General features: G+C 71.2%; 17 protein-coding genes. 10 read left to right on the top strand and 7 right to left on the bottom strand.

Going from position 1 to position 19,705, the window contains the following annotated elements:
* The first annotated feature begins 50 nt into the window (after positions 1-50).
* On the top strand, positions 51-845 hold the full coding sequence (locus C4V41_RS61980; RefSeq protein WP_160150375.1) for a leishmanolysin-related zinc metalloendopeptidase: 795 nt from the start codon (positions 51-53) through the stop codon (positions 843-845).
* Here C4V41_RS61980 and C4V41_RS24305 read toward each other — a convergent pair.
* Complete coding sequence (locus C4V41_RS24305; RefSeq protein ID WP_103958214.1) at positions 823-1,017, bottom strand: hypothetical protein; 195 nt, start codon at positions 1,015-1,017, stop codon at positions 823-825. The two genes, C4V41_RS61980 and C4V41_RS24305, sit on opposite strands and share 23 nt — an antisense overlap.
* 230 nt (positions 1,018-1,247) lie before the next feature.
* Here C4V41_RS24305 and C4V41_RS24300 point away from each other — a divergent pair, with 230 nt between their 5' ends.
* From C4V41_RS24300 to C4V41_RS24260, 9 genes are all read left to right on the top strand, one after another.
* A complete protein-coding gene (locus C4V41_RS24300; RefSeq protein ID WP_103958213.1) occupies positions 1,248-2,432 on the top strand; it encodes a lysozyme family protein in 1,185 nt (394 codons plus the stop codon).
* A gap of 340 nt (positions 2,433-2,772) precedes the next feature.
* Positions 2,773-3,726: a hypothetical protein gene (locus C4V41_RS24295; RefSeq protein ID WP_103958212.1), complete on the top strand. Its 954-nt coding sequence runs from the start codon at positions 2,773-2,775 to the stop codon at positions 3,724-3,726.
* A gap of 174 nt (positions 3,727-3,900) precedes the next feature.
* A complete protein-coding gene (locus C4V41_RS24290; protein ID WP_103958211.1) occupies positions 3,901-4,941 on the top strand; it encodes a hypothetical protein in 1,041 nt (346 codons plus the stop codon).
* A 116-nt stretch (positions 4,942-5,057) separates the two neighbouring features.
* On the top strand, positions 5,058-6,140 hold the full coding sequence (locus C4V41_RS24285) for a hypothetical protein (RefSeq protein ID WP_146103763.1): 1,083 nt from the start codon (positions 5,058-5,060) through the stop codon (positions 6,138-6,140).
* Positions 6,141-6,272: 132 nt separating this feature from the next.
* Positions 6,273-7,052, top strand: coding sequence for a hypothetical protein (locus C4V41_RS24280; RefSeq protein WP_103958209.1), 780 nt, complete (start codon positions 6,273-6,275; stop codon positions 7,050-7,052).
* A complete protein-coding gene (locus tag C4V41_RS24275; protein WP_103958208.1) occupies positions 7,049-8,716 on the top strand; it encodes a peptidoglycan-binding protein in 1,668 nt (555 codons plus the stop codon). The genes C4V41_RS24280 and C4V41_RS24275 overlap by 4 nt, the downstream gene beginning before the upstream one ends.
* Positions 8,709-9,383, top strand: coding sequence for an ABC transporter ATP-binding protein (locus tag C4V41_RS24270; protein WP_103958207.1), 675 nt, complete (start codon positions 8,709-8,711; stop codon positions 9,381-9,383). The genes C4V41_RS24275 and C4V41_RS24270 overlap by 8 nt, the downstream gene beginning before the upstream one ends.
* Positions 9,384-9,385: 2 nt before the next feature.
* Positions 9,386-10,561, top strand: a complete 1,176-nt coding sequence (locus C4V41_RS24265) for an ABC transporter permease (RefSeq protein WP_103958206.1) — start codon at positions 9,386-9,388, stop codon at positions 10,559-10,561.
* A gap of 12 nt (positions 10,562-10,573) precedes the next feature.
* Complete coding sequence (locus C4V41_RS24260) at positions 10,574-11,773, top strand: sensor histidine kinase (protein ID WP_103958205.1); 1,200 nt, start codon at positions 10,574-10,576, stop codon at positions 11,771-11,773.
* On the opposite strand, the gene C4V41_RS24255 is transcribed toward C4V41_RS24260, so the two are convergent.
* The 6 genes from C4V41_RS24255 to C4V41_RS24230 form a co-directional block, all read right to left on the bottom strand.
* Positions 11,754-12,935, bottom strand: a complete 1,182-nt coding sequence (locus tag C4V41_RS24255; RefSeq protein WP_103958204.1) for a serine hydrolase domain-containing protein — start codon at positions 12,933-12,935, stop codon at positions 11,754-11,756. The genes C4V41_RS24260 and C4V41_RS24255 overlap by 20 nt on opposite strands.
* A gap of 107 nt (positions 12,936-13,042) precedes the next feature.
* Complete coding sequence (locus C4V41_RS24250) at positions 13,043-14,455, bottom strand: hypothetical protein (protein ID WP_103958203.1); 1,413 nt, start codon at positions 14,453-14,455, stop codon at positions 13,043-13,045.
* A 153-nt stretch (positions 14,456-14,608) separates the two neighbouring features.
* A complete protein-coding gene (locus tag C4V41_RS24245) occupies positions 14,609-15,100 on the bottom strand; it encodes a carboxymuconolactone decarboxylase family protein (RefSeq protein WP_103958202.1) in 492 nt (163 codons plus the stop codon).
* 225 nt (positions 15,101-15,325) lie between these two features.
* Complete coding sequence (locus tag C4V41_RS24240) at positions 15,326-17,995, bottom strand: alpha-L-rhamnosidase (protein ID WP_103958201.1); 2,670 nt, start codon at positions 17,993-17,995, stop codon at positions 15,326-15,328.
* An 8-nt stretch (positions 17,996-18,003) separates the two neighbouring features.
* Positions 18,004-18,816, bottom strand: coding sequence for a carbohydrate ABC transporter permease (locus C4V41_RS24235; protein ID WP_235030352.1), 813 nt, complete (start codon positions 18,814-18,816; stop codon positions 18,004-18,006).
* On the bottom strand, positions 18,813-19,700 hold the full coding sequence (locus C4V41_RS24230; protein ID WP_200824188.1) for a carbohydrate ABC transporter permease: 888 nt from the start codon (positions 19,698-19,700) through the stop codon (positions 18,813-18,815). Before C4V41_RS24230 ends, C4V41_RS24235 begins: the two co-directional genes overlap by 4 nt.
* Positions 19,701-19,705 lie beyond the last annotated feature (5 nt).

Raw genomic sequence — 19,705 nt, 5'->3', positions numbered from 1 at the left:
CGCCGCCGGTTCACTCTGAACGGAGCAGGCAACCGAGGGGAGCGGGCTCCATGACCGGCAACGAGACGTACAAGGCGGTCGCCGACGCGAAACGGGCGGAGATCCTCGCCGACACCGATTCGCCCTTCACCATCGAGGTGCAGTTCCTGGGCGGATTGTCGGATGCGCAGAAGGCGGCGTTCAAGGGCGCGGCCGATCGCTGGGCGCAGGTCATCGTGGGCGACCTGCCCGACATGCTGATGCCCGGCGTCAGGCCGATCGACGACCTCCGGATCCTCGCGTGGGGCATGCGCGTCGACGGTCCCCAAGGGGTGCTCGGCGCCGCCAAACCGCTGGTGATGCGCCCGGCGTCGGCGCGGCCGAGCTCACTGCTCCCGGCGCTGAGCTACATGTACTTCGACGTCGGTGACCTGGACACGATGGAGGCCAACGGCTCGCTCCGGCACGTCATCACCCACGAGATGGGTCACGCGCTGGGCCTCGGCGCCACCGTCTGGCAGCTCAAGAACCTCATGCGGGGTTTCGACACCGACAATCCCGTCTTCACCGGGGCCACGGCCATCGAGGAGTACCGGCGGCTGCGCGGCTCGGAGGTGGCCGAGCCGGTGCCGCTGGCCAACGTGGGGCAGGCGGGGAGCAGGAACTCGCACTGGCGGGAGAGCGTGTTCGACACCGAGCTGATGACGCCGCGGGCCGACCCGGAGCCGCCGCTCAGCCGGTTGACCGTGGCCGCCCTGCAGGACCTCGGGTATCAGGTCGACTTCGAGGCCGCCGATCCGTACGTGCTGCCCGAAGAGCCGCCGGACGCGGACAAGGCGACCTTCACCTGCGCCGTGGACCATTAGACGGCGCCGCGCCCTCGCCGAACACGGCTGCCACCCGTGACCCGAGCGCCGCCTCGGCGCGCTCGTCGCCGTTCAGGCCGAGTACGTGGTCGGCGAGGTCGCCGGCTCGGCGGGCGGTGACGAGGTCGCGGACCCGCGCCCAGGCCGTCGGGGAATCGGGGATCACGGTCATGAGCGGGACCCTAAAGATCGACTCCGACAAATCCGGGAGCGGCGGATGTGCGGTGATGTCCAGCCAGGTGATGGCGGGAACGGACGATCTCCGTTGCCGTGTGTGCGGGGGTGTTGCGGGCCGCCACTGGACGATCTCGGACAAAACCCCCTGGCTGGTCAACGTGTGGGGCCATAAGCAGGGCTTCAGGAAGGTCCAACGGACCCAGGTCCCTCACGGAGGCACTCATCATGCATATTCGCTCAAGGCGCGGCATCACGTACGCCGCTCTCGCCGGCGTGCTGGCGCTCGGCGGAACGGGGCTCACCATTGGAGCCGCGACGGCGCAGCTTGATAACGACGACCCGGATCTCACCATGGTCGCGGAGGCGGCGGCGAAGAAGGGCGACGCCCTCACGTCCGCCGCCGCCAAGCCCGATCCGGCGGAGGACAGTGAGTCGGAGGAGATCACCGTCGCGGACGAGGCGGACGACCCTGAGGAGGGGGAAGAGTCCACCGAATCCGACGAGTCCTCGGAGAACACTGAGACCACTGACGACGAGAGCGGCACTGAGGACGAGACCAGCACCGAGGACGACTCCAGCACCGAGGACGACTCCAGCACCGAGGACGACTCCGGCACCGAGACCGACGAGAAGGCCGACGACGAGAAGACGGGCGACACCGAGGAGGCCGAGTCCACGGACGACGCCGACAAGACCGTCGCCGAGGTCGAGGCCGACGAGGTCGAGGAGGGTCCCGGCGAGACGGAGACCGGCGAGGAGCAGGCCACGACCGAGCTCACCGAGGAGCAGGCCCGCTGCCCGTTCACCACGATCTACAAGGGCAGCGTCAAGCAGATGCTGATCAAGCGTGAGGGTGGCGCGCGGACGAAGGCGTACAACGCCGGCGAGAAGACCAAGAAGGGCAAGAACCGCAACATCGTCACCATCGGGATCGGCTTCAACATGAGCCGCGGCGACGCCAGGACCATCGTCAACCGCATCCTGAGCGAGACCAGCCCGCAGTCGGAGCAGGCCGACATCAAGTCCGGCCGGGCGTTCGACGACCTCAAGGCCGGGGTGACGGAGCTGACGGAGGAGCAGGTGGCGATGCTGTTCGAGGTCTCCTACGACGAGGCCAAGGAACTGGTCACGCGCCGGGGCATCGAGAGCTTCGACAAGCTGCCGCGCGCCGTGCAGGCCGCGTTGATCGACGTGGCGTTCATGCGGCCGGGCAACATCAACGACATCGCCGACGAGGTCAACCTGGCCACGCAGGCGGCCATGGCCAAGAAGCAGTCGCTGAGCAGCGCGAACTACGGACCGGCCGCCAAGCGGCTGGAGACGTTCGGCAAGATCGCCGCGAAGCGGGGCCAGGCCGGCAACAAGATCCGGTTCGAGCAGGACGCCGCGATGCTGCGCAACAAGTGCTGAACACGTACTGAGCGCTGATGGAAGTAGTCGGGGTCGTGCCCGGGTTTCTCTGGAACCCGGGCACGACCCTTTTCCATGGGCGCCGTGGTGAAGGACACCGCCAGGAAAGGCCGGCGTACTGATTCCGGCGAGGGGCGGGGCGGAGTGCCGTCCATTGAATGACCAGTGAGCCCCCGTGTGGTCAACACATTGGGGCGATGGACAACGTCCCCATCTGGATGGTCATTGATGAGCCCCGTAATCAGGAATGGCACGAAACATTCCGACGCGCTTCGGCAACCCGGGCGGCTCCAGAAAAGAGCGAACCCGCCGATCGCGTCACCATGAGAAGGGGAAAACAGTGAGAGCACCTTCGAAGCTTCGTCTTACGGTCGCCGGGCTCGCGGTCGGCGGTGTGCTGGTCGGGAGCGGCCTCACCGGCGGGGCGGCGCACGCACAGACGGCGGACCCGTTCGGGTTCGGCGGTGGGTCGGGCAGCTCGTTCGACTTCGGCGGCTCGTCAGGCGGCGGCTCGTTCGACTTCGGGCTCACTCAGCCGCGGCAGACGGACCCGGGCACCGGCTCCAGTGGTTCCGGGCTCGGCGACTTCTTCAAGGATCTGGGCAAGGACCTGGGCAAGGAGCTCGGCAACCGGGCCCTTGACTCGCTGCTCAACCGCAACCGGGGCGGCGGCAACAACACCAACACGACCCAGCCGAACACGGGCGACGGCACCGTACAGTCCGGTGACCCGAGCCTGACCCAGCAGCTTCCCAGCACGACCAGCGCGGGCAGGCGCATCCCCGAGTCGATCGAGCGGGTCCTGCGGGACGCCGGGGTCAATTTCGTGGACTGGCTGGTCAAGCGGCAGCCGGGCAGCAAGCGCGACGGGTTCGGCTCGTTCAAGTCGCCCGAGAGGTACTTCCGGGCCGAGCTGCAGCGGCAGAACTGCCGGGTGCCCGGCTACGTCCGCCTGTTCGGTACGACGGTCGGCAGGGGCCGGTTCACGCCCTCGAACTTCATCGGCGGCGACAACCTGGGCAGGACCCTCGTTCTCGGCCGGAACTCGTTCCTGGCCCCGTTCGGCGACAAGCTGAAGAGGTTCAGCACGGTCAACTTCGTGTTCCTGTCGAAGAAGGGCGCTGAGGTCCTCCGTCCGCAGCCCCGCGTCGCCAGGAACTCGGTTCTGGAGGACCGCGTGCGGTACTCCACGGACTTCCTGAAGAGGGGCGTCAAGTACACCGTGATCGTCCGTTACACCAACACCTGCAACGAGCCGGTCGTGGACGTTCTCGGCAAGGTCAGGCGTCGATAGTTCCGGCTTTTCCGGATCGCCGCGCGTGGGTGGCCCCCGACCTCGGGGGTCACCCATTGGCGTGTGATTTAGGGACGGCAACCGTCTGGTCACAGTCAATTCCGAAACACAAAGATTCCGTCCACCGGCCGGGTGCCGACGAATAGGGGCCGACAGTTCATCTCGTCAGGGGGCATGATGATCCACCAAGACACCACCACCCGAGGCAGGCGGGAACGGCCGGTCCCGTCAGGACCACTTCAGGAGTTCGCCCAGGGTCTGCGCGACCTGCGATGGGCGGCGGGCAATCCGAGCTACCGGGCCATGGAGCGCAAGGCGGGCTACTCGTCGTCGGCGCTGTCCGCGGCCGCGTCGGGGGACAGGCTGCCGAGCCTGGCGGTCACGAAGGCGTACGTGGGGGCGTGCGGCGGTGACCAGGACGCGTGGGCCGGAAAGTGGAACACGCTGAGGGCGGAGCTGGACAACAAGACCAACGACGACGAGGCGTTCGCGGGACCGGCGGCGCCCGCGCACCGCCCACAGCGGGTGCGGGCACGGGCACGGCTGAACCGCCGTGTCATCAAGCTCTCGGCGCTCCTCGTCGCGCTCGGCGTGACCGGGCTGGCCACGGCCGGCGCGTTCCGCCAGGACGTGCTGTTCCGGTTCCTGTCGACCAAGGACGGCGAGACGAAGCAGACGACGCAGACCGCACAGACCGCACAAACGACCCGTCCCACGTTCACCGCTGTCGCCGGGCCGAGCTGCCCGCGCGACACGATGCGGAGCGTCCGCATCGACGCCATGCCGGGCCGGGACGGCTGGAAGGACGCCGGCGCCTCCGGCTGGACCGGCGCGGGGTGCGGCGACAGCTTCCTGTTCTCGGAGCTGAAGGCGGGCACGCGGGGGGCGGCGCGTCCGCGCAACGCCTTCCAGTGGCGCTTCACCACGGGACTGCGCGGCCCGCACCAGTGCACGCTGACGGTGTACGTGCCGAAGTCGGGGCTGGCCGGGCAGCGCGTCTGGTACACGGTGAGCGACGGCTTCGACGAGGAGGCGCGCACGGTCGGGGAGTTCACCCTCGACCAGCGCATGCGGCAGGGCCAGTGGGTTCCGGCTCCGGTTCCCCTGATCATCACCAGCGGCCTGGTCATCGTGGAGATCACCGACACCGGCCGCGGCAACACCACAGGCAACCAGGCCATGGCAGCCGGCCCGGCCCGGCTGTCGTGCCCTTGACCACGGACCGATGACCACGGACCGATGACCACGGACCGATGACCACGGACCGATGACCACGGACTGATGACCACGGGCCGACGACCACGGGCCGAAACAAATCGCTGGGGGGCACGATGACGAGTAGAGAGACGATCCGGGAATTACCGCGTGGCAGCAGGTCCCGGGGGCGGCACGCGCGCGCGGCGGCGCCCGATCCGGTGAAGGAGTTCGCCCGCGGGCTGCGCGAGCTGCGGGCGGCGGCGGGCAATCCCAGTCACCGCGCGATGAAGCGCAGGACGGGACATCCGGCCGCCGAGCTGGCGGCGGCGGCGTCGGGGGACGCGCTGCCCAGCCTGGAGGCCACGCAGGCGTACGTGACCGCGTGCGGCGGCGACCAGATCGAGTGGACCAGGAAATGGCACGTGGTCAACACCCTGCTGCGGGTACGGCAGAGCGACCGCGTCTACGAGACCGTGGAGTATCCACGCGTCGGACCGGCCCCGGAACCGCCACCCGCGGCCAGAAGGCGTACCTCCATCAAGACGTGGGTGATCGTCGGGGTGCTCGCGCAGATCGCGGTGCCGGCGGCGCTGCTGATCTACCAGAACCGGGCCCCCATGGCCGTGTCGGTCGCGGGCCGTCAGGAGGTGTCCGCCACCACGTCGGCGTCCGCGCGCCCGGTGCCGCGCGGCACGAAGGCCGCCGCCGTGAAGCCCGCCTTCATCGCGGTCGCCGGCCCCGGCTGCCCGCGTGACGCCAAAAGGAGCGTCCGCATCGACGGGCTGCCGGGCCGGGACGGATGGAAGGACGCCAGCGTCCCCGGCTGGACGGGCGCTGGCTGCGGCGACGGCTTCCTGTTCTCCGAGCTGACCTACGACGCGACCAAGACCACCCATCCGAGCAACAGCTTCCAGTGGCGCTTCACGACCGGACTGGACGGCCGGCACCAGTGCTACGTGGGCGTGTACATCCCCAAGACCGGCTTCGCCGGCCAGCGGGTCTGGTACACCGTCATCGACGGCTTCGACCAGGACGCCCGCACGGTCGCGGAGTTCACCCTCGACCAGCGGATGCGCCAGGGCAAATGGGTCGCGGGCCCGGCTCCCGTCACGATCACCAGCGGCCTGGCGATGGTGGAGATCACCGACACCGGCAAGGGGAACACGACGGGCGACCTGGCCATGGTGGCCGGCCCGGTACGGCTCGCCTGCCTTTGAGACCGCCTCTGATACGTGGCGGATACATGACCGAGCGCCCGCCGATACCCGGCGAAGACCGGGCGGACGGATAAGGGCTCCAAAGTGGCCACGGCGCCGCGAAAGGCGGCGCCGTCCACGGAAGGAGTCTCGATGCGTGTGCTGACCCACGGTCTGCTCGGCCTGGCGGTGCTGACCGGCTGCGGAGGATCCCCGCCCCCCGCGGCCGTCAGCGCTCCTTCGGACAAGGCGCGCGAACGCGAGACCGTCATCGCCACCTGCATGAAGCAGAAGGGCTTCACCTACACCCCCTCGGTGAGCCCGCCCAGGAAGCCCGAGGCGAACCCCGCCGACTACGCGGCGATGAAGGCGGACAGAAGTAAGAACGGCTTCGGCATCTTCTCCGCCATCGTCTATCCGAAGCCGCCGGAGACACAGGCGCCGGACCCGAACCAGGCGGCGATCGAGGGCCTGTCCGGCGCCAAGCGGGACGCCTACGTCAAGACCATGAACGAGTGCAGGGTCACCGCTCTCCAGCAGGTGAACGGCCTGAAGGTCACCTCGGTCGCCGACTACCAGGACCAGATGAGCACCGAGATCGAGAACATCGACAAGACCCTCGACGGCGACCCCAGGCTGCTGGAGCTCGCCGCGCCGTTCGCCGAGTGCCTGAAGTCCAAGGGCGAGCGGGTGACCTCCGCGAAGCCGGTCGCGCTGAGCGCCCGCGGCATGGTGGTGTGGAGCGAGCAGGCGGACAAGCTCGGCAAGCCGGGCACCGTGACGGCGGCGGAGGCCCGGCCGTACCTCGCCAAGGAGATCACGTCGGCGCTGGCCGACCTGGAGTGCGGCAAGGACTTCTACGCCGCCTTCCTGCCCCTGCAGCAGCGCCTCACCAACGAGGCCAGGGTGAAGTACGGGTTCCAGGAGCGGTGACCCGCACCCCTCGCTGCAAGCTGCTGCTCGTCCTGGCCGTGGTCCTGGTGATCGCGGGGACCGGCTGGGGCGTGGGCACCCTGCTGCGCTCCCCGGCCGACGAGGCGGCGGCCCGCAAACCGCCCAAGCCGTCGCTGGTCACCGTCGCGGTCGAGCGGCGCAGGCTGGTCTCCACCGTCGTGGTCAGCGGCACCCTGGAGTACGGCTCGCCGCACCCGGTGTCGCCGGCCGGCGTGGTCGGCGGCGGCGAGACCGCTCAGCGCGCCACCCGCGCTCCCCGCCGGGGCACCCTCGCGGAGGGCGCGGTGCTGATGGAGGTGAACGGGCGCCCGGTGTTCGTCTTCGCCGGCAAGGTGCCGATGCACCGCGGCATCGTCGCCGGGGCCAAGGGCGCCGACGTCGAGCAGTTGCAGAAGGCGCTGCGCAGGCTCGGCCACCGTGCGCCCGCGACCGGCGTGTTCGACCCGGCGACCGCCGCCGCGGTGACGCGCTTCTACGCCGAGCGCGGTTACGAGGCGCAGCAGCCCACGTTGGAGCTGCGGCAACAGCGCGACGAGCTGCGCCGGGCCGTACGGACCGCGCAGGACGTGCTCGCGACCGAGCGCAAGGCCCTTGACCAGGGCAGGGACGTGCTGCCGCTGAAGGTCAAGCTGGCCGGCGCCCGGCAGGATCTGACGGAGGCCGAGCGGGCGCTGAAGAGCGCGCGGGCACAGGAGCTCACCACCGAGGACGAGGCCAAGATCGACGCCGCCGAAAGTGCCGTACGCGCCGCCGAGGAGAAACTGCTGGCGGCCCGGCAGGAGCAGACTCAGGCCACCCCCACTCCCACTCCCAGCCCGGCCGATACCCGCCTTTCTGAACTCCGGATCGACAACGCCGAAGCGGAGCTGGCCGCCGCCAGGTCGGCGCTGGAGCGCGTACACGAGGAGGCCGCGACCGCGCGGGCCGCGCGGCTGACCGAGCTGGCCAGGAACGTCCGGGTGGCGCGCGAGGCGGTCGTCACCGCCGAGCAGACGCTCCGGCAGGCCAGGCGACTCTCGCCCGTCAAGCTGAAGGTGGCCAACGCCCGGGCCGACCTGGCCGCCGCGCGGGCGCTGCTGGCCGAGTTCGAAAGGACCTACGGCACCACCGTCCCGCCGGGGGAGATCGTCTTCCTGCCCAGGCTGCCCGTCCGCCTGCACAAGGCGAAGATCAAGGCGGGCGAGCTCGTGGATGAATCGGTCGCCACGGTGACCGGCTCCACGTTCGTGGTGGCGGGCTCGGTGGACGTGGCCGAGGCCGAGCGGCTGAAGACGGGGCTGGACGCGAGCATCGAGACCGAGGCCGGCAAGACCGTCCGCGGCACGGTGACCTCACTGGGCGGACGAGACGCCAAGGGCGCCGTGCCGGTGACGATCACTCCCGCCTCGATGAAGGGGCTCAAGAGGCTCGCCGGCGCGCCCGTCACGGTCCGCGTGACCATCGGCGCCACCGGTCGCGAGGTGCTCGTGGTCCCCGCCGCGGCGGTCGTCACCGCCGCCGACGGCAAGGCCCGGGTGCAGGTGGAGACCGCGCCCGACCAGGTCAAAGAGGTCGAGGTACGCACCGGCCTGTCCGCCGACGGAGCCGTGGAGGTGACCGGCGACCTCGACCCGGGCGACCTGGTGGTGATCAACAGTGCCTGAGCCGGTCATCGTGCTCGACGAGCTGACCAAGGAGTTCCCCGCCGACCCGCCCGTCAGGGCTCTGTCCGCAGTCAGCCTAAGAGTTGAAAAATCGGATTATGTGGCTGTCGTCGGCCCGTCGGGGTCCGGGAAGTCCACCCTGCTCAACACGCTCGGCCTGCTCGACCGGCCGACCAGCGGCGGCTACCGCCTCGACGGCATCGAGACCGTCTCACTGAAGGACGGCGCGCGGACCACCATCCGCGGCAGCCGCATCGGTTTCGTCTTCCAGTCCTTCCACCTGCTGCCGCACCGTAGCGTGCTGGAGAACGTCATGCTGGCCGAGGTCTACGGCCCGGCACCGCGCGCGGGCCGCCGCGAGCGCGCGACGCGAGCCCTGGAGCGGGTACGCCTGTCGCACCGGCTGGACTTCCCGCCCGGCAGCCTGTCCGGCGGCGAACGGCAGCGCGCCGCCATCGCCCGCGCCCTCATGGGCGACCCGTCGCTGCTGCTGTGCGACGAGCCCACCGGCAACCTCGACAGCAGGAACACCGAAGCCGTGCTCGACCTGTTCGACGACCTGCGCGCCCAGGGGATGACCATCGTCGTCATCACCCACGAGACCGACGTGAGCGACCGGGCCGGGCGCCGGGTGCGGATCACCGACGGCGTCCTCACGGAGGAGTAGACGTGCACCCTCGCGACCTGCTGACCGAGGCCGTGGCGGGGCTGCTGGCCCGCCCGGTGCGCTCGGCGCTGACCACGCTCGGCACCGTGCTGGGCATCACCACGCTCGTGGTCACGCTGGGCGTCGCCGCGACGGCGGGCAACCAGATCGTCGGCCGCTTCGACGAGCTCACCGCCACCTCCGTCACGGTCGAGGTCCCTGAGCACCCCTTTCCCCTGGTCGGCTGGGCCGACGTCGGCCGGGTGACCCGGCTGCGCGGGGTGGTCTCGGCCGCCGCGATCGCCGAGTCGAAACAGAGCGCCAACCTCGTCGTCCGCTCCAACGACATCGTGGACCCGACCCGGGTCACCGACCAGACGCTGACCGTGCTCTCCAGCAGCCCCGGCCTGCCCGCCGCGGTCAAAGGCCGGATGATCGAGGGCCGCTACTTCGACGCCGGGCACATCGCCCGCGGCGACAAGGTCGTCGTCCTGGGCCGGCACGCGGCCGAACTCCTGGGCGTCACCCGGCTGGCCCGGGCGCCGGCCGTCTTCATCGGCACCCAGGCGTACACCGTCATCGGCGTGCTCGGCGACCCGCAACGCGAGAAGAGCCTCACGAGCGCGGTCATGCTGCCACCGGCCGTCGGCGAGCGCTACGGCCTGAGCACCGTGACCCGGGTCCTGGTCAACACCGGTCTCGGCGCCGCCGAACTGATCGCGAAGCAGGCGCCGGCCGCGCTCAGCCCCGGCAACGAGGCGCTGCTCCAGGTCATCTCGCCGCCCAGCCCCACCCGGGCGCGCGACGCGGTGGAGGGCGACGTCAACGCCCTGTTCCTGATCCTCGGCCTGGTCTCCCTGGTCGTCGGGGCGGTCGGCATCGCCAACGTGACGCTGGTGACCGTGATGGAGCGCGTCGCCGAGATCGGCCTGCGCCGCGCCCTCGGCGCCGCCCGCCGGCACATCGCCGCGCAGTTCCTGCTGGAGTCCACGCTCACCGGGCTGACCGGCGGCGTCATCGGTGCCTCCGGCGGGATCGTGGTGATCGTCGCGGTCTGCGCCGTCAAGCAGTGGACGCCGGTCATGGATGTACGGTTGGCCGTCATGGCACCCGCCGCCGGTGCGGTCGTCGGGCTGCTCGCGGGGCTGTATCCGGCCCTGCGTGCCGCCCGCATGGAACCGGTCAACGCACTTCGATAGATATGGCGCCACATGAATCCGGCATCGCTGCGATGGAAGATCGCCGCCCTCGTCACCCTCGCCGCCACCGTCGTCGCCGCCGTGGTCGGCCTCCTGGTGCACCGGGCGACCTGGCAGCGCGCGCTGGACCTGGGGGAGAGCCGCGCCGAAGTCGCCCTCGACCGGTCACTGGCCGGCGGCACGGACGTGGTGAGCGTCGGGTCACTCCCTGACGCCCTGGCCGCCCAGGTGCGGCCCGGCGGCGGGCGAGTGGTCTGGTACGGGCTCGACCACCGGGACGAGCCGTGGGTATGGGCGGTCCAGCCCCGGGGCGGCCAGGCGGTGAGCGTACAGATCTCGATGGGGTCCGACCTGCTCGGCCTGCACGCGCTGGACCGCGACATGATCAAGGCCGCCCTGCTCGCCCTGGCCGGGGTGGTGCCGCTGTCGATGCTGGCGGCCGAGCTCCCCAACCGGCGGCTGCGGCGCATGGCCCGCGTCGCCCGCCGGATCGCCGACGGCGACCTGGCCGCTCGTACCGACGCGCGGGGCCGGGACGAGATCGCCGAGATCGGCGCCGGGCTCAACTCCATGGCCGCCGGCCTGCAACGACGGCTGCTGGCGGAGCAGCGGTTCACGGCCGACGTCGCGCACGACCTGCGTACCCCGCTGATGGGCCTGCTCACCGCCGGCCAGTTGCTGCCAGAAGGGGAGGCCACCGACCTGGTCCGCGACCGGATCGGCGTGCTGCGGGGCCTGGTCGACGACCTGCTGGAGATCTCCCACCTGGACGCGCCCGGCGGGGAGCCGGACCTTCAGCCGGTGCCGCTGGCCGGCCTGGTGCGGGAGTCGCTGCGCCGCGTCGACGTTTCCGCCGAGCTGCGTGCCGACGAGGACACGACGGCCGTCACCGACGCCCGCCGCCTGGAGCGGATCGTCGCCAACCTGCTCCTCAACGCCCGCACCCACGGCGCCGCCCCGATCACGATCACCGTGCGCCCTGGTCGGATCGTCATCCGCGACCACGGGCCGGGTCTCCCACCCGACCTCCTAACGCTCCTGAACGAGGGAGAGGCGCAGCGCTTCCGCACCGGCCGGGCCGAGCGCGGCGGCGGCCACGGGCTCGGCCTGACCATCGTGCTCGGCCACGCCCGCGTCATCGGCGCGACCCTGCGGTTCGCCAACCCGGCCGACGGCGGCGCGAGCGTCACCGTCACCCTGCCAGACCGGTGACACCCTTTCCCGCCGGCAGCCGGTACGGCTCGCCGCAGAAGTAGCGGTTGAGCGCGTCGACGGCGGCCAGCAGCATCGTCCCCACCTTCGGGTCGTTGCGCTGCACGTTGATCGACAGCGTCATCCGCCGCGCGCCGGACGCGTCGGCGAAGCTGAAGGTCATGTAGCCGGGGATGGAACCGGTGGCGCCCCACGTCTCCCCGCACGTCAGCCCGGCCGACTCCAGCCCGAGCCCGTACCGGGGAAAGATCGGGGCCTGCGGCGTCGGCACGCCGGTGCGCATCTGCGCCAGGAGGTCCGGGCCGACGAGCCGGCCGGAGAAGAGCGCCCGGTAGAACCGGTTCATGTCGCGGGCGTCCGACACCACCCCGTACGCCGCCCACGCGAACGACGGGTTCAGCCGGGTGATCGGCCTGAGCGCGCCCGGCGTGCCCGGGTCGGCGCCGGCGGGGAGGTGGTAGCCGGTCGCGTGCGGGCCGCGGATGTCCTGCCGGGTCAGGGGCAGGTGGGAGCGCGTCATCCCGGCCGGTCGGAAGATTCGATTCTTCAGCTCGGTGCCCAGGTCGTGGCCCGTCACCTTCTCCACCAGCAGCCCGAGCAGGATGTAGCCGGTGTTGGAGTAGGCGAAGCGGCCCTGCTGGGGGCGGGGCAGGCGTTCGGCCTCGGCGATGAGCCGCCGCGGGGTGTAGGTGCGGTCGCGGTAGTGCTCGGGGTCGGCGAACTCGGGGGCTCGCACGTAGTCGGCCAGGCCGCCGGTGTGGTTCAGCAACGCGCGGACGGTGATCTGGTCGCCCTCCGCGACCAGGCCGGGCAGGCGGTTCTCGATCGGCTCGTCCAGGCTCGTCTTTCCCTCCCGTACGAGCTGCAGGACCACCACGGACACCATGCTCTTGGTGAGGCTGGCGACCCGGAAGCGGGCCTCGCGCGGCACCGGCGCCCGGGTGCCCAGGTCGGCGACGCCGCTGGTGCCGATCCACGTCCCGCGCTCGTCGTCGATCCGCGCCAGCACCCCGGGCGCGCCGGCGGCCACGGTCGCGTCGAGCGCCTGCCGCACGCCGGGCGGCTCGCCGTGCCCCGCCTGCGCGTTCACCTGAACGGGGGACAGCAGCCCTGCGGCGATGAGGGCGACGGTCGCGATTCTGCGGCCGTTGAGCTGCGACATGCGGTCTCCTAACGATGAATGATCTCCATCATCGGGAGGCCGATGGCCGCTCTCGTCCTCATTCGGGACGAACTCCGTCGTGCGTGGTAGTCGCACCTGGGTACGACTCAGGTCTGATCCAGCGGTGCACGACGATCTTGCCGCCCGGCCCCGGGTACGCCATCAGCAGCAGCCGCTGGGTGGGGCGACCCAGACCGGGCGCCGTACAGGAGGAGCAGGAGGAGGGCGGAGGCGGCGAGCGCGGCGCCGTACCACAGCGGGGAGAGGCCGAAGAGGATCTCGCCGTTCTTGCCCGGGGTGAACAGCCCGCCCGGGTACAGGCCCAGCCGCTCCTCCGTCATCTCGGGGATGAGCAGCCAGTCCGGTTCGGGGATCGAGGTGAGCGCGGTGACGACGCCCGCCACGGCGGCCAGGGTCAGGGCTGCCATGGTGGCGCGCAGCAGCCGCCGGGTCCTGCGGACGACGGCGACGAGGATCAGGACGGCCGGGGCGCCGACCCCGACGAGCAGGTCCACGGCGAACCAGAGCAGGGCCGCCGGGTGACTCACGTACCCGTGGAAGAACTCGTCGACCGCGCCCCTGGGACCGATCCACACGGGCATCCCACCCGCGAGATTGACGGCCGCGGGGATCAGCGGAAGCGCCACGACCACGGCGGCGAGCGGCCACGGGCGCGCCGCCGCGACCTGGACGGGACGCGCCGGAGCCGGTACGGGCACCGGACCGCCCAGGTCGTGCGCGGAACGCGCCATCCACACCATCCCGAAGACGCCCACGAAGCCCAGGCCCACCACCACCAACAGCCTGTAGTCGATATCCCCGCCGCCGAAGGAGAAGGTCGAACCTCCTCCCGGCGACAGCAGCCACACCACTGACGCGGCCATGCCCATCCGCACCGTGCCCCGGGACCAGCGCGGGTCCCTGGCCTGACCGATCAGGACCGGCACCACCCACAGCAGGAGGACGGTGTTGCCGAGCCAGTACGGGGAGAGGTTCTCCGCGACCGGCCAGCTCCCGGCGCCCCAGGCGAGGGTGGAGGCCGTCTGCATGGCGGCGTTCGCCAGCCCCGCCACGAGCCCGGCCACCCGCAGCCACCGGGGCAGGACCCCGGCGAGGACCACGAAGAACAGCCAGACGATGGCGAAGCCGACCAGGTCGCCCGGCAGGCCGAACCACCACTGGTACGGGATCGGCAGCCGGATCAGCAGCGAGCAGGCGACGCTGATGTACAGAGCCGCCCGTAACAGCCGGACCGGCCGGGCGTTGACCGCCGCCGGGCCGGCCGGCCGCCCGCGCAGCATCTGCCAGTAGCCCCAGCCCAGCAGGATCCCGCCCGCGACGATGAGGAGCTCGATCCACCAGGTGAAGGGCAGGAGGTCCGCGCCCCATCCTCGGGTGACGATCTCGCGCAGCAGCGTGGGGTCGCCGGTGGTGAGCGCGAGAACGCCGGACCCGACGACCACGGTCACATAGACGGCGGCGAGCAGAGCGGCGATTCTGCCGAAACGATGACGGCGCACTGGGACGTCCTCGGGAAAGGGAGCCGGACAAAGGCGCCCAACCTTAGCGACGCACCGCGGAAACGATCAAGCCTCGTCATCAGATCAATATTCATTGCGTTATGGCGGGCGACGCGGAAAAGCCCTGGGAATCGCCGGGGAAAGAGATTTTCCTCAACCGGCGGCGGCGGTCGGTGGCGCGCCGCTGCCCTCCAGGCGGGTGGTGATCGCGATGCGGTTGTGGGTGTTGATCACTGTCACGATCCAGATCAACGCCGCGAGCTGGGTCTCGTCGAAAAGGCAGGCCGCCTCGGCGTACACCGAGTTCGGCACCTGACCCGCGAAGACCAGGGTGATCGCCTCCGTCAGCGCCAGCGCGGCCCTTTCCTTGCGGTCGAGCACCTTGCTGTTCCGCCAGGCCCGTACGTCGCGGATGCGCTGCTCGCTCTGGCCCATGGCCCGCGCGGCCGCGGTGTGCTGGACCAGTGAAAGGGAACAGCCGTTGATCTGCGACGTGCGAATTCTGATCAGCTGCAGTAATTCCGGCTCGATGTCGGCGGCCTCCGCCGCGGACTGAGCGGCGTCGTTCAGGGCGATCATTGCGGTGGAGACATCCGGGGTCACTTCTTTGATCGCGAGCCGGGTGACGATCGAGGCTTCAGGCATGTGGTGACTCTCCTTCTGGACCGTGGCGAATCCGCACCTCTGGACGGGATGGGATACGGATGATCGCCGATCCCGGTTCGATCGGACGGCCCGGCGCCGGTGGCGGCTGCTCGCCGGGGTCGCGGCCGTCGCGGCAGTCGCGGCAGTGGCCGCGGCCGCGACCGCCTGGGCGACCGGTCGAACCGATCCGCCCCCGCGTCCGTGTCGCTGATCGCCCAGTCCGCGTTACCCGCCGCCACCGGCCACGACGCTGGTTCCCTCGTGCCGGCTCCGGCCGACGGCGGTCTCGAACCGCCAGCGGCCGGAGCCGACGTGGAATTCGGCGGCCGTCTCCCGCGAGCGGACCGGCAGGAGGGCGGCGTCGTCGCACACCGGCGTCCGGCCGCCGAACGTGGGCACGTGGACGGTCGCCGTCGCGCCCACCGGCACGCCGACGTCGAGGACGAACCGGTCGTCGTGGCGCTCCCACGCGACGTGGACGTCCCCGTACGGGACGCGCGTCGTGTAGGTCATCGAGCGCAGCTCGTCCCGTACGACCGGGGCGATGACGAGCTCCCGGTAGCCGACGGAGTCGTCGGCCTGGTCCACCCCGCCGACGTACCGGCTCAGCCAGGTCTCGACGGCGCCGAGCATGAAGTGGTTCTGCGACAGGCCCCGGGTCGGCCCGTCCCACGCCTCGGCCAGTGAGGTGGCCCCGGCCAGCACCTGGTGGCCGTAGCTCGGCGGGGTCGTCTGGGTGATCAGCTCGTGGACGACGTCGTGCCGGCCGGCCGTGGACAGCACGCGCAGCAGGGCCGGCAGGGCGATCTCGCCGACGGTCACGTGATGGCCGGCCGCCCTGATCCCGTCGATCAGCCGCTCGAGGGCCGGCTGACGGAGTTCCGGGGCGAGGCCGAGGTCCAGGGCGAAGGTGTCGCACGCCTGGCTGCCGCTGCCGTAGCGGCCGGTCCCCGGGTCGAAGAAGCGGTCGTGGAAGGCGGCGGCGATCCGGGCCGCGAGAGCGCGGTAGCGCCGTGCGTCGCCGTCGGCGCCGAGGGCGGTGGCGATCTTCGACAGGGTGTCCGCCGCGCGGTGGTAGCCCCAGGTGGCGGCCATCGCGACGGGGGTGGACTCGTCGATGGCGATCCAGTCGCCGAGCCCGTGCTCCAGGGTGTCGCCGGTGGCCCGGCCGGCGAGATGCTCCAGGTAGCGCCGCATGGCGGGGTACGCGCGGCGGGCGGTGCCGAGGTCGCCGTACTCCTTGTACAGCAGCCAGGGGAGCATGATGATCGCGCTGCCCCAGTTCGGGTCGTCGCGGAAGCGGTCCTCGAAGATCACGTACTCGGGCGCGATGTTCGGCACCAGGCCGGTCTCCGTCTGCGCCTCTGCCATGTTGCGGACCAGCTCGCGGCAGTAGGCGGCGACGTCGTAGCCGCGCGCCACGGCGTCGAAGACCAGGTGGGTCTCCTCCAGCCAGCACAGCTTCTCCCGGTGCGGGCAGTCGGTGAGAACGCTGAACATGTTGCCCTGCACCGCCCGGTCCACGATGCGGTGGATCTGGTCGATCAGCGGGTGGGAGGTGTGCAGGCGGCCGATCGGCTCGTTCGCGGCGCGCAGGACGAGCGCCCGTACGCACCGCGCGGCGGCGTCGTCGGGCAGGCCGGTGATCTCCAGGTAGCGGAACCCGTGGTAGGTGAAGCTCGGGTGCCACCGCTGCCGGCCGGCGCGGGTGACGTAGGTGTCGGCGATGGGTGTGCCCGTGGTGTGCTCGTCCTGCATGACCCGCCCGGCCGGGGTGAGCTGCTCGCCCGGCCGGATCCGGATGGTACGCCCGGCCTCCAGATCGACGTCGAGCAGCGGCCAGCCGGCGATGTTGGTGCCCACGTCGAAGACCAGCACACCGGGGGCGGGCCGGGTGACCTCGCGGGTGGGCAACTCGTCGATGACGCGGATCGGGGGGCAGGCGCGGGCGGTGAGCCGTACCGCCGGCCGGTCCGCCGTCACGACCGGCCGCCACCCCGATCGGTCGTGGCCGGGCAGGTCCCAGCCGGGTGATTCCAGCCGGGCGTCGTGGTCCTCGCCGCCGTACCAGTGCGCGGCCAGCGTCGGGCCGGGCGCGGTACGCCAGGCGGGGTCGCTGACCACGCGGGTCCGCGTACCGTCAGGGGCTTCGAGTTCGAGCTGGACGAGCGCCGCCGGGAGCGCCCGGGTGCCCGCGAACTTGGTGTAGCGGCCCGGCACGTCCTCGACGTGCGCGATGCCGGGGCCGAGCCGTACCCCGATGGCGTTGGCGCCCGGGCGGAGCAGCGCGGTGACGTCGGCGGTGGTGTAGACGACCCGCTGGGCGAAGTCGGTGTTCGGCGGCTCCAGCACCGCGTCGGTGACCGGCAGGCCGTTGATGGTGGCGGTCCAGACGCCCACGCCGGTGATGTAGAGCCGGGCCCGCGCCACCGGGGCGGCCACGGAGAAGTCCCGCGCGAACAACGGCAGCGCCGGCTCCGGCCCGGCCCCTGCCTCCGACCAGCACGGATGGGTGATCCACGCCGCCGACCACTCGGCGGGGTCGAGCAGCCCGAGTTCGAAGCGCGCGGGAACGCTCCATGGTCCCGGGTGTTCCTCGTCGCCCCAGCAGCGCACGCGCCAGTGCGCCCGCGCGCGTGAGCGCAGAGGTACGCCCCCGTACGGGACCCGCTGCTCCGGCCCCGCCAGTCGGCCGGTGTCCCACAGGTCGGCCCGTCCCCGCTCCAGCAGGGCGCCGGAGCTCGCGACCTGGATCTGGTACGCGCACTGACGTGCTCCACGCCGATCCGAGGCCAGGTGCCAGCTCAGGTGAGGTCGGTCGTCGTCGATACCGAGCGGGTCGGGCAGATCGGCCGTACGGGTGCGGATGACGTGAAGCGAGTCAGTGTCGGTCATGAAACTCCTTATTTGACCGCGCCGGAGAGCAGTCCGCTGACGATGCGTTTCTGGGCGACGAGATAGACCGCCACGAGCGGCAGGCTGACGACGATCACGTCCGCGAAGATGAGCTGCCAGTTCGTCCGGTACAGGTTTCCGCTGACGAAGCCGAACAGCCCCAGGGGAAGGGTCTGGCGTTCACTGCCGTGGAGCAGGAAGAAGGCGTAGAAGAAGTCGTTCCAGATCTGCAGGGCGAGGAAGACGCCGGCGGTGAGCAGCACCGGGCGCAGCGACGGCAGGACGATGCGCAGAAAGACCCCCAGCGTGGAGCACCCGTCGAGCCGCGCGGCCTCCTCCATCTCGTACGGGATCCCGCGCACGAACCCGGTCATCAGGAAGATCGCCAGACTCATGTGGACGCCCGCGTAGAACAGCACCGCCCCCAGCCGCGAGCCGTCCAGCCCGGCGGCCTTGAGCACCTGGAGCGTGGTGACGATCGCCGGCGGCAGCAGGATCCCGCTGATCGCCAGGTAGTACAGCGCACGAAGGCCCCGTTGCCGCGCGCGGCCGAACACCCAGGCGGCCATCGCCCCGAAGAACAGCAGCAGCGCCAGGGCGGGCACGGTGACCAGGCAACTGTTGACGAAGCCCCGCACCGCCGCGCCGTCCGCGAAGATCGTCTCCAGGTTCTCCGCCACGTGCCAGGTCCTCGGCGGTGCCAGGGAGAGCCGCTGCGCCTCCGCGTAGGGTTTGGCGGCCGTCACCAGGACCAGCCAGAGCGGAACGCCGACGGACACCGCCGCGTACGTCCAGAGCGCGGCCTGCCGGAGGAGGTTCACCAGGACACCTCACGGCGGCGCAGGTAGACGACGAGGGGCACGGCGACCACGGCCACCGTCAGGAACAGCACCAGGCTCATGGCCGTGGCCTGGCCGAACGCGCCCGTCCCGAACTGCTGGAAGACGTAGACGTTCAGGACCTCGGTCGCCCGGCCCGGCCCGCCGCGCGTGGTGGCGAGGACGATGTCGAAGGTGTTCAGCGCGCCGATCAGCGTCAGCGTGACGTTCACGGTGACGGCGGGCGCCAGCAGCCGGAACGTGACGTGGCGGAACGCCTGCCAGGCGGACGCGCCGTCGATCCGGGCGGCCTGCAGGATCTCTCGCGGCACGGCGGCCAGGCCGGCGATGTAGATGAGCACGGTCAGCCCGGCCCATTTCCACGCGTGCACCAGGGCGACCACGCCGAGGGTCCAGTCCACCGAGCCCAGCCATTCGACCCGCGTCCCGAGCAGCCGGTTGAGCAGCCCGTCGTAGGCGAGGACGGCCTGGAAGACGTACCCGACGGCGAGCGGCGCGAGCAGGACCGGGAGGAACAGCAGGACGCGCAGGACCCGGTTGCCGCGCGTCGGGCGTTCGAGGCCCAGGGCCAGCAGCAGCCCGACGACGTTCTGCGCCAGCGTCACCACCGCCGCGTAGACCACGGTGCGCCGCAGGTCGGCCCAGAGCGTGCCGTCGCCGGCGAGGTCACGGAAGTTGTCCAGGCCGGCGAACTCGATCGCCGTGCGGAACGCGCTCCAGCCGGTGAAGGCGTAGCCGAAGTTCAGCAGGTTCGGCAGCAGGAAGAACGCGCCGAACAGCCCGAGGGGGACAACGAGCAGCGCGAGATCCCCTCGCCGTCCGCGCCCCCCGGCCACCGCCCTCGGAACCATCGCCTTCAGCAGCATCGCCC

This window comes from Nonomuraea solani (assembly GCF_900108335.1).
Classification (GTDB): domain Bacteria; phylum Actinomycetota; class Actinomycetes; order Streptosporangiales; family Streptosporangiaceae; genus Nonomuraea; species Nonomuraea solani.
Note: the sequence above shows the minus strand (reverse complement) of the source record. Positions and strands in the feature narration are given on the sequence as shown.

What these genes read in the sequence shown, in the direction of transcription:
- C4V41_RS61980 (WP_160150375.1), top strand. Translation starts at nt 51, where the DNA reads ATGACCGGCAACGAGACGTACAAGGCGGTCGCCGACGCGAAACGGGCG.
- C4V41_RS24305 (WP_103958214.1), bottom strand. Translation starts at nt 1,017, where the DNA reads ATGACCGTGATCCCCGATTCCCCGACGGCCTGGGCGCGGGTCCGCGAC.
- C4V41_RS24300 (WP_103958213.1), top strand. Translation starts at nt 1,248, where the DNA reads ATGCATATTCGCTCAAGGCGCGGCATCACGTACGCCGCTCTCGCCGGC.
- C4V41_RS24290 (WP_103958211.1), top strand. Translation starts at nt 3,901, where the DNA reads ATGATGATCCACCAAGACACCACCACCCGAGGCAGGCGGGAACGGCCG.
- C4V41_RS24285 (WP_146103763.1), top strand. Translation starts at nt 5,058, where the DNA reads ATGACGAGTAGAGAGACGATCCGGGAATTACCGCGTGGCAGCAGGTCC.
- C4V41_RS24280 (WP_103958209.1), top strand. Translation starts at nt 6,273, where the DNA reads ATGCGTGTGCTGACCCACGGTCTGCTCGGCCTGGCGGTGCTGACCGGC.
- C4V41_RS24260 (WP_103958205.1), top strand. Translation starts at nt 10,574, where the DNA reads ATGAATCCGGCATCGCTGCGATGGAAGATCGCCGCCCTCGTCACCCTC.
- C4V41_RS24255 (WP_103958204.1), bottom strand. Translation starts at nt 12,935, where the DNA reads ATGTCGCAGCTCAACGGCCGCAGAATCGCGACCGTCGCCCTCATCGCC.
- C4V41_RS24245 (WP_103958202.1), bottom strand. Translation starts at nt 15,100, where the DNA reads ATGCCTGAAGCCTCGATCGTCACCCGGCTCGCGATCAAAGAAGTGACC.
- C4V41_RS24240 (WP_103958201.1), bottom strand. Translation starts at nt 17,995, where the DNA reads ATGACCGACACTGACTCGCTTCACGTCATCCGCACCCGTACGGCCGAT.
- C4V41_RS24230 (WP_200824188.1), bottom strand. Translation starts at nt 19,700, where the DNA reads ATGCTGCTGAAGGCGATGGTTCCGAGGGCGGTGGCCGGGGGGCGCGGA.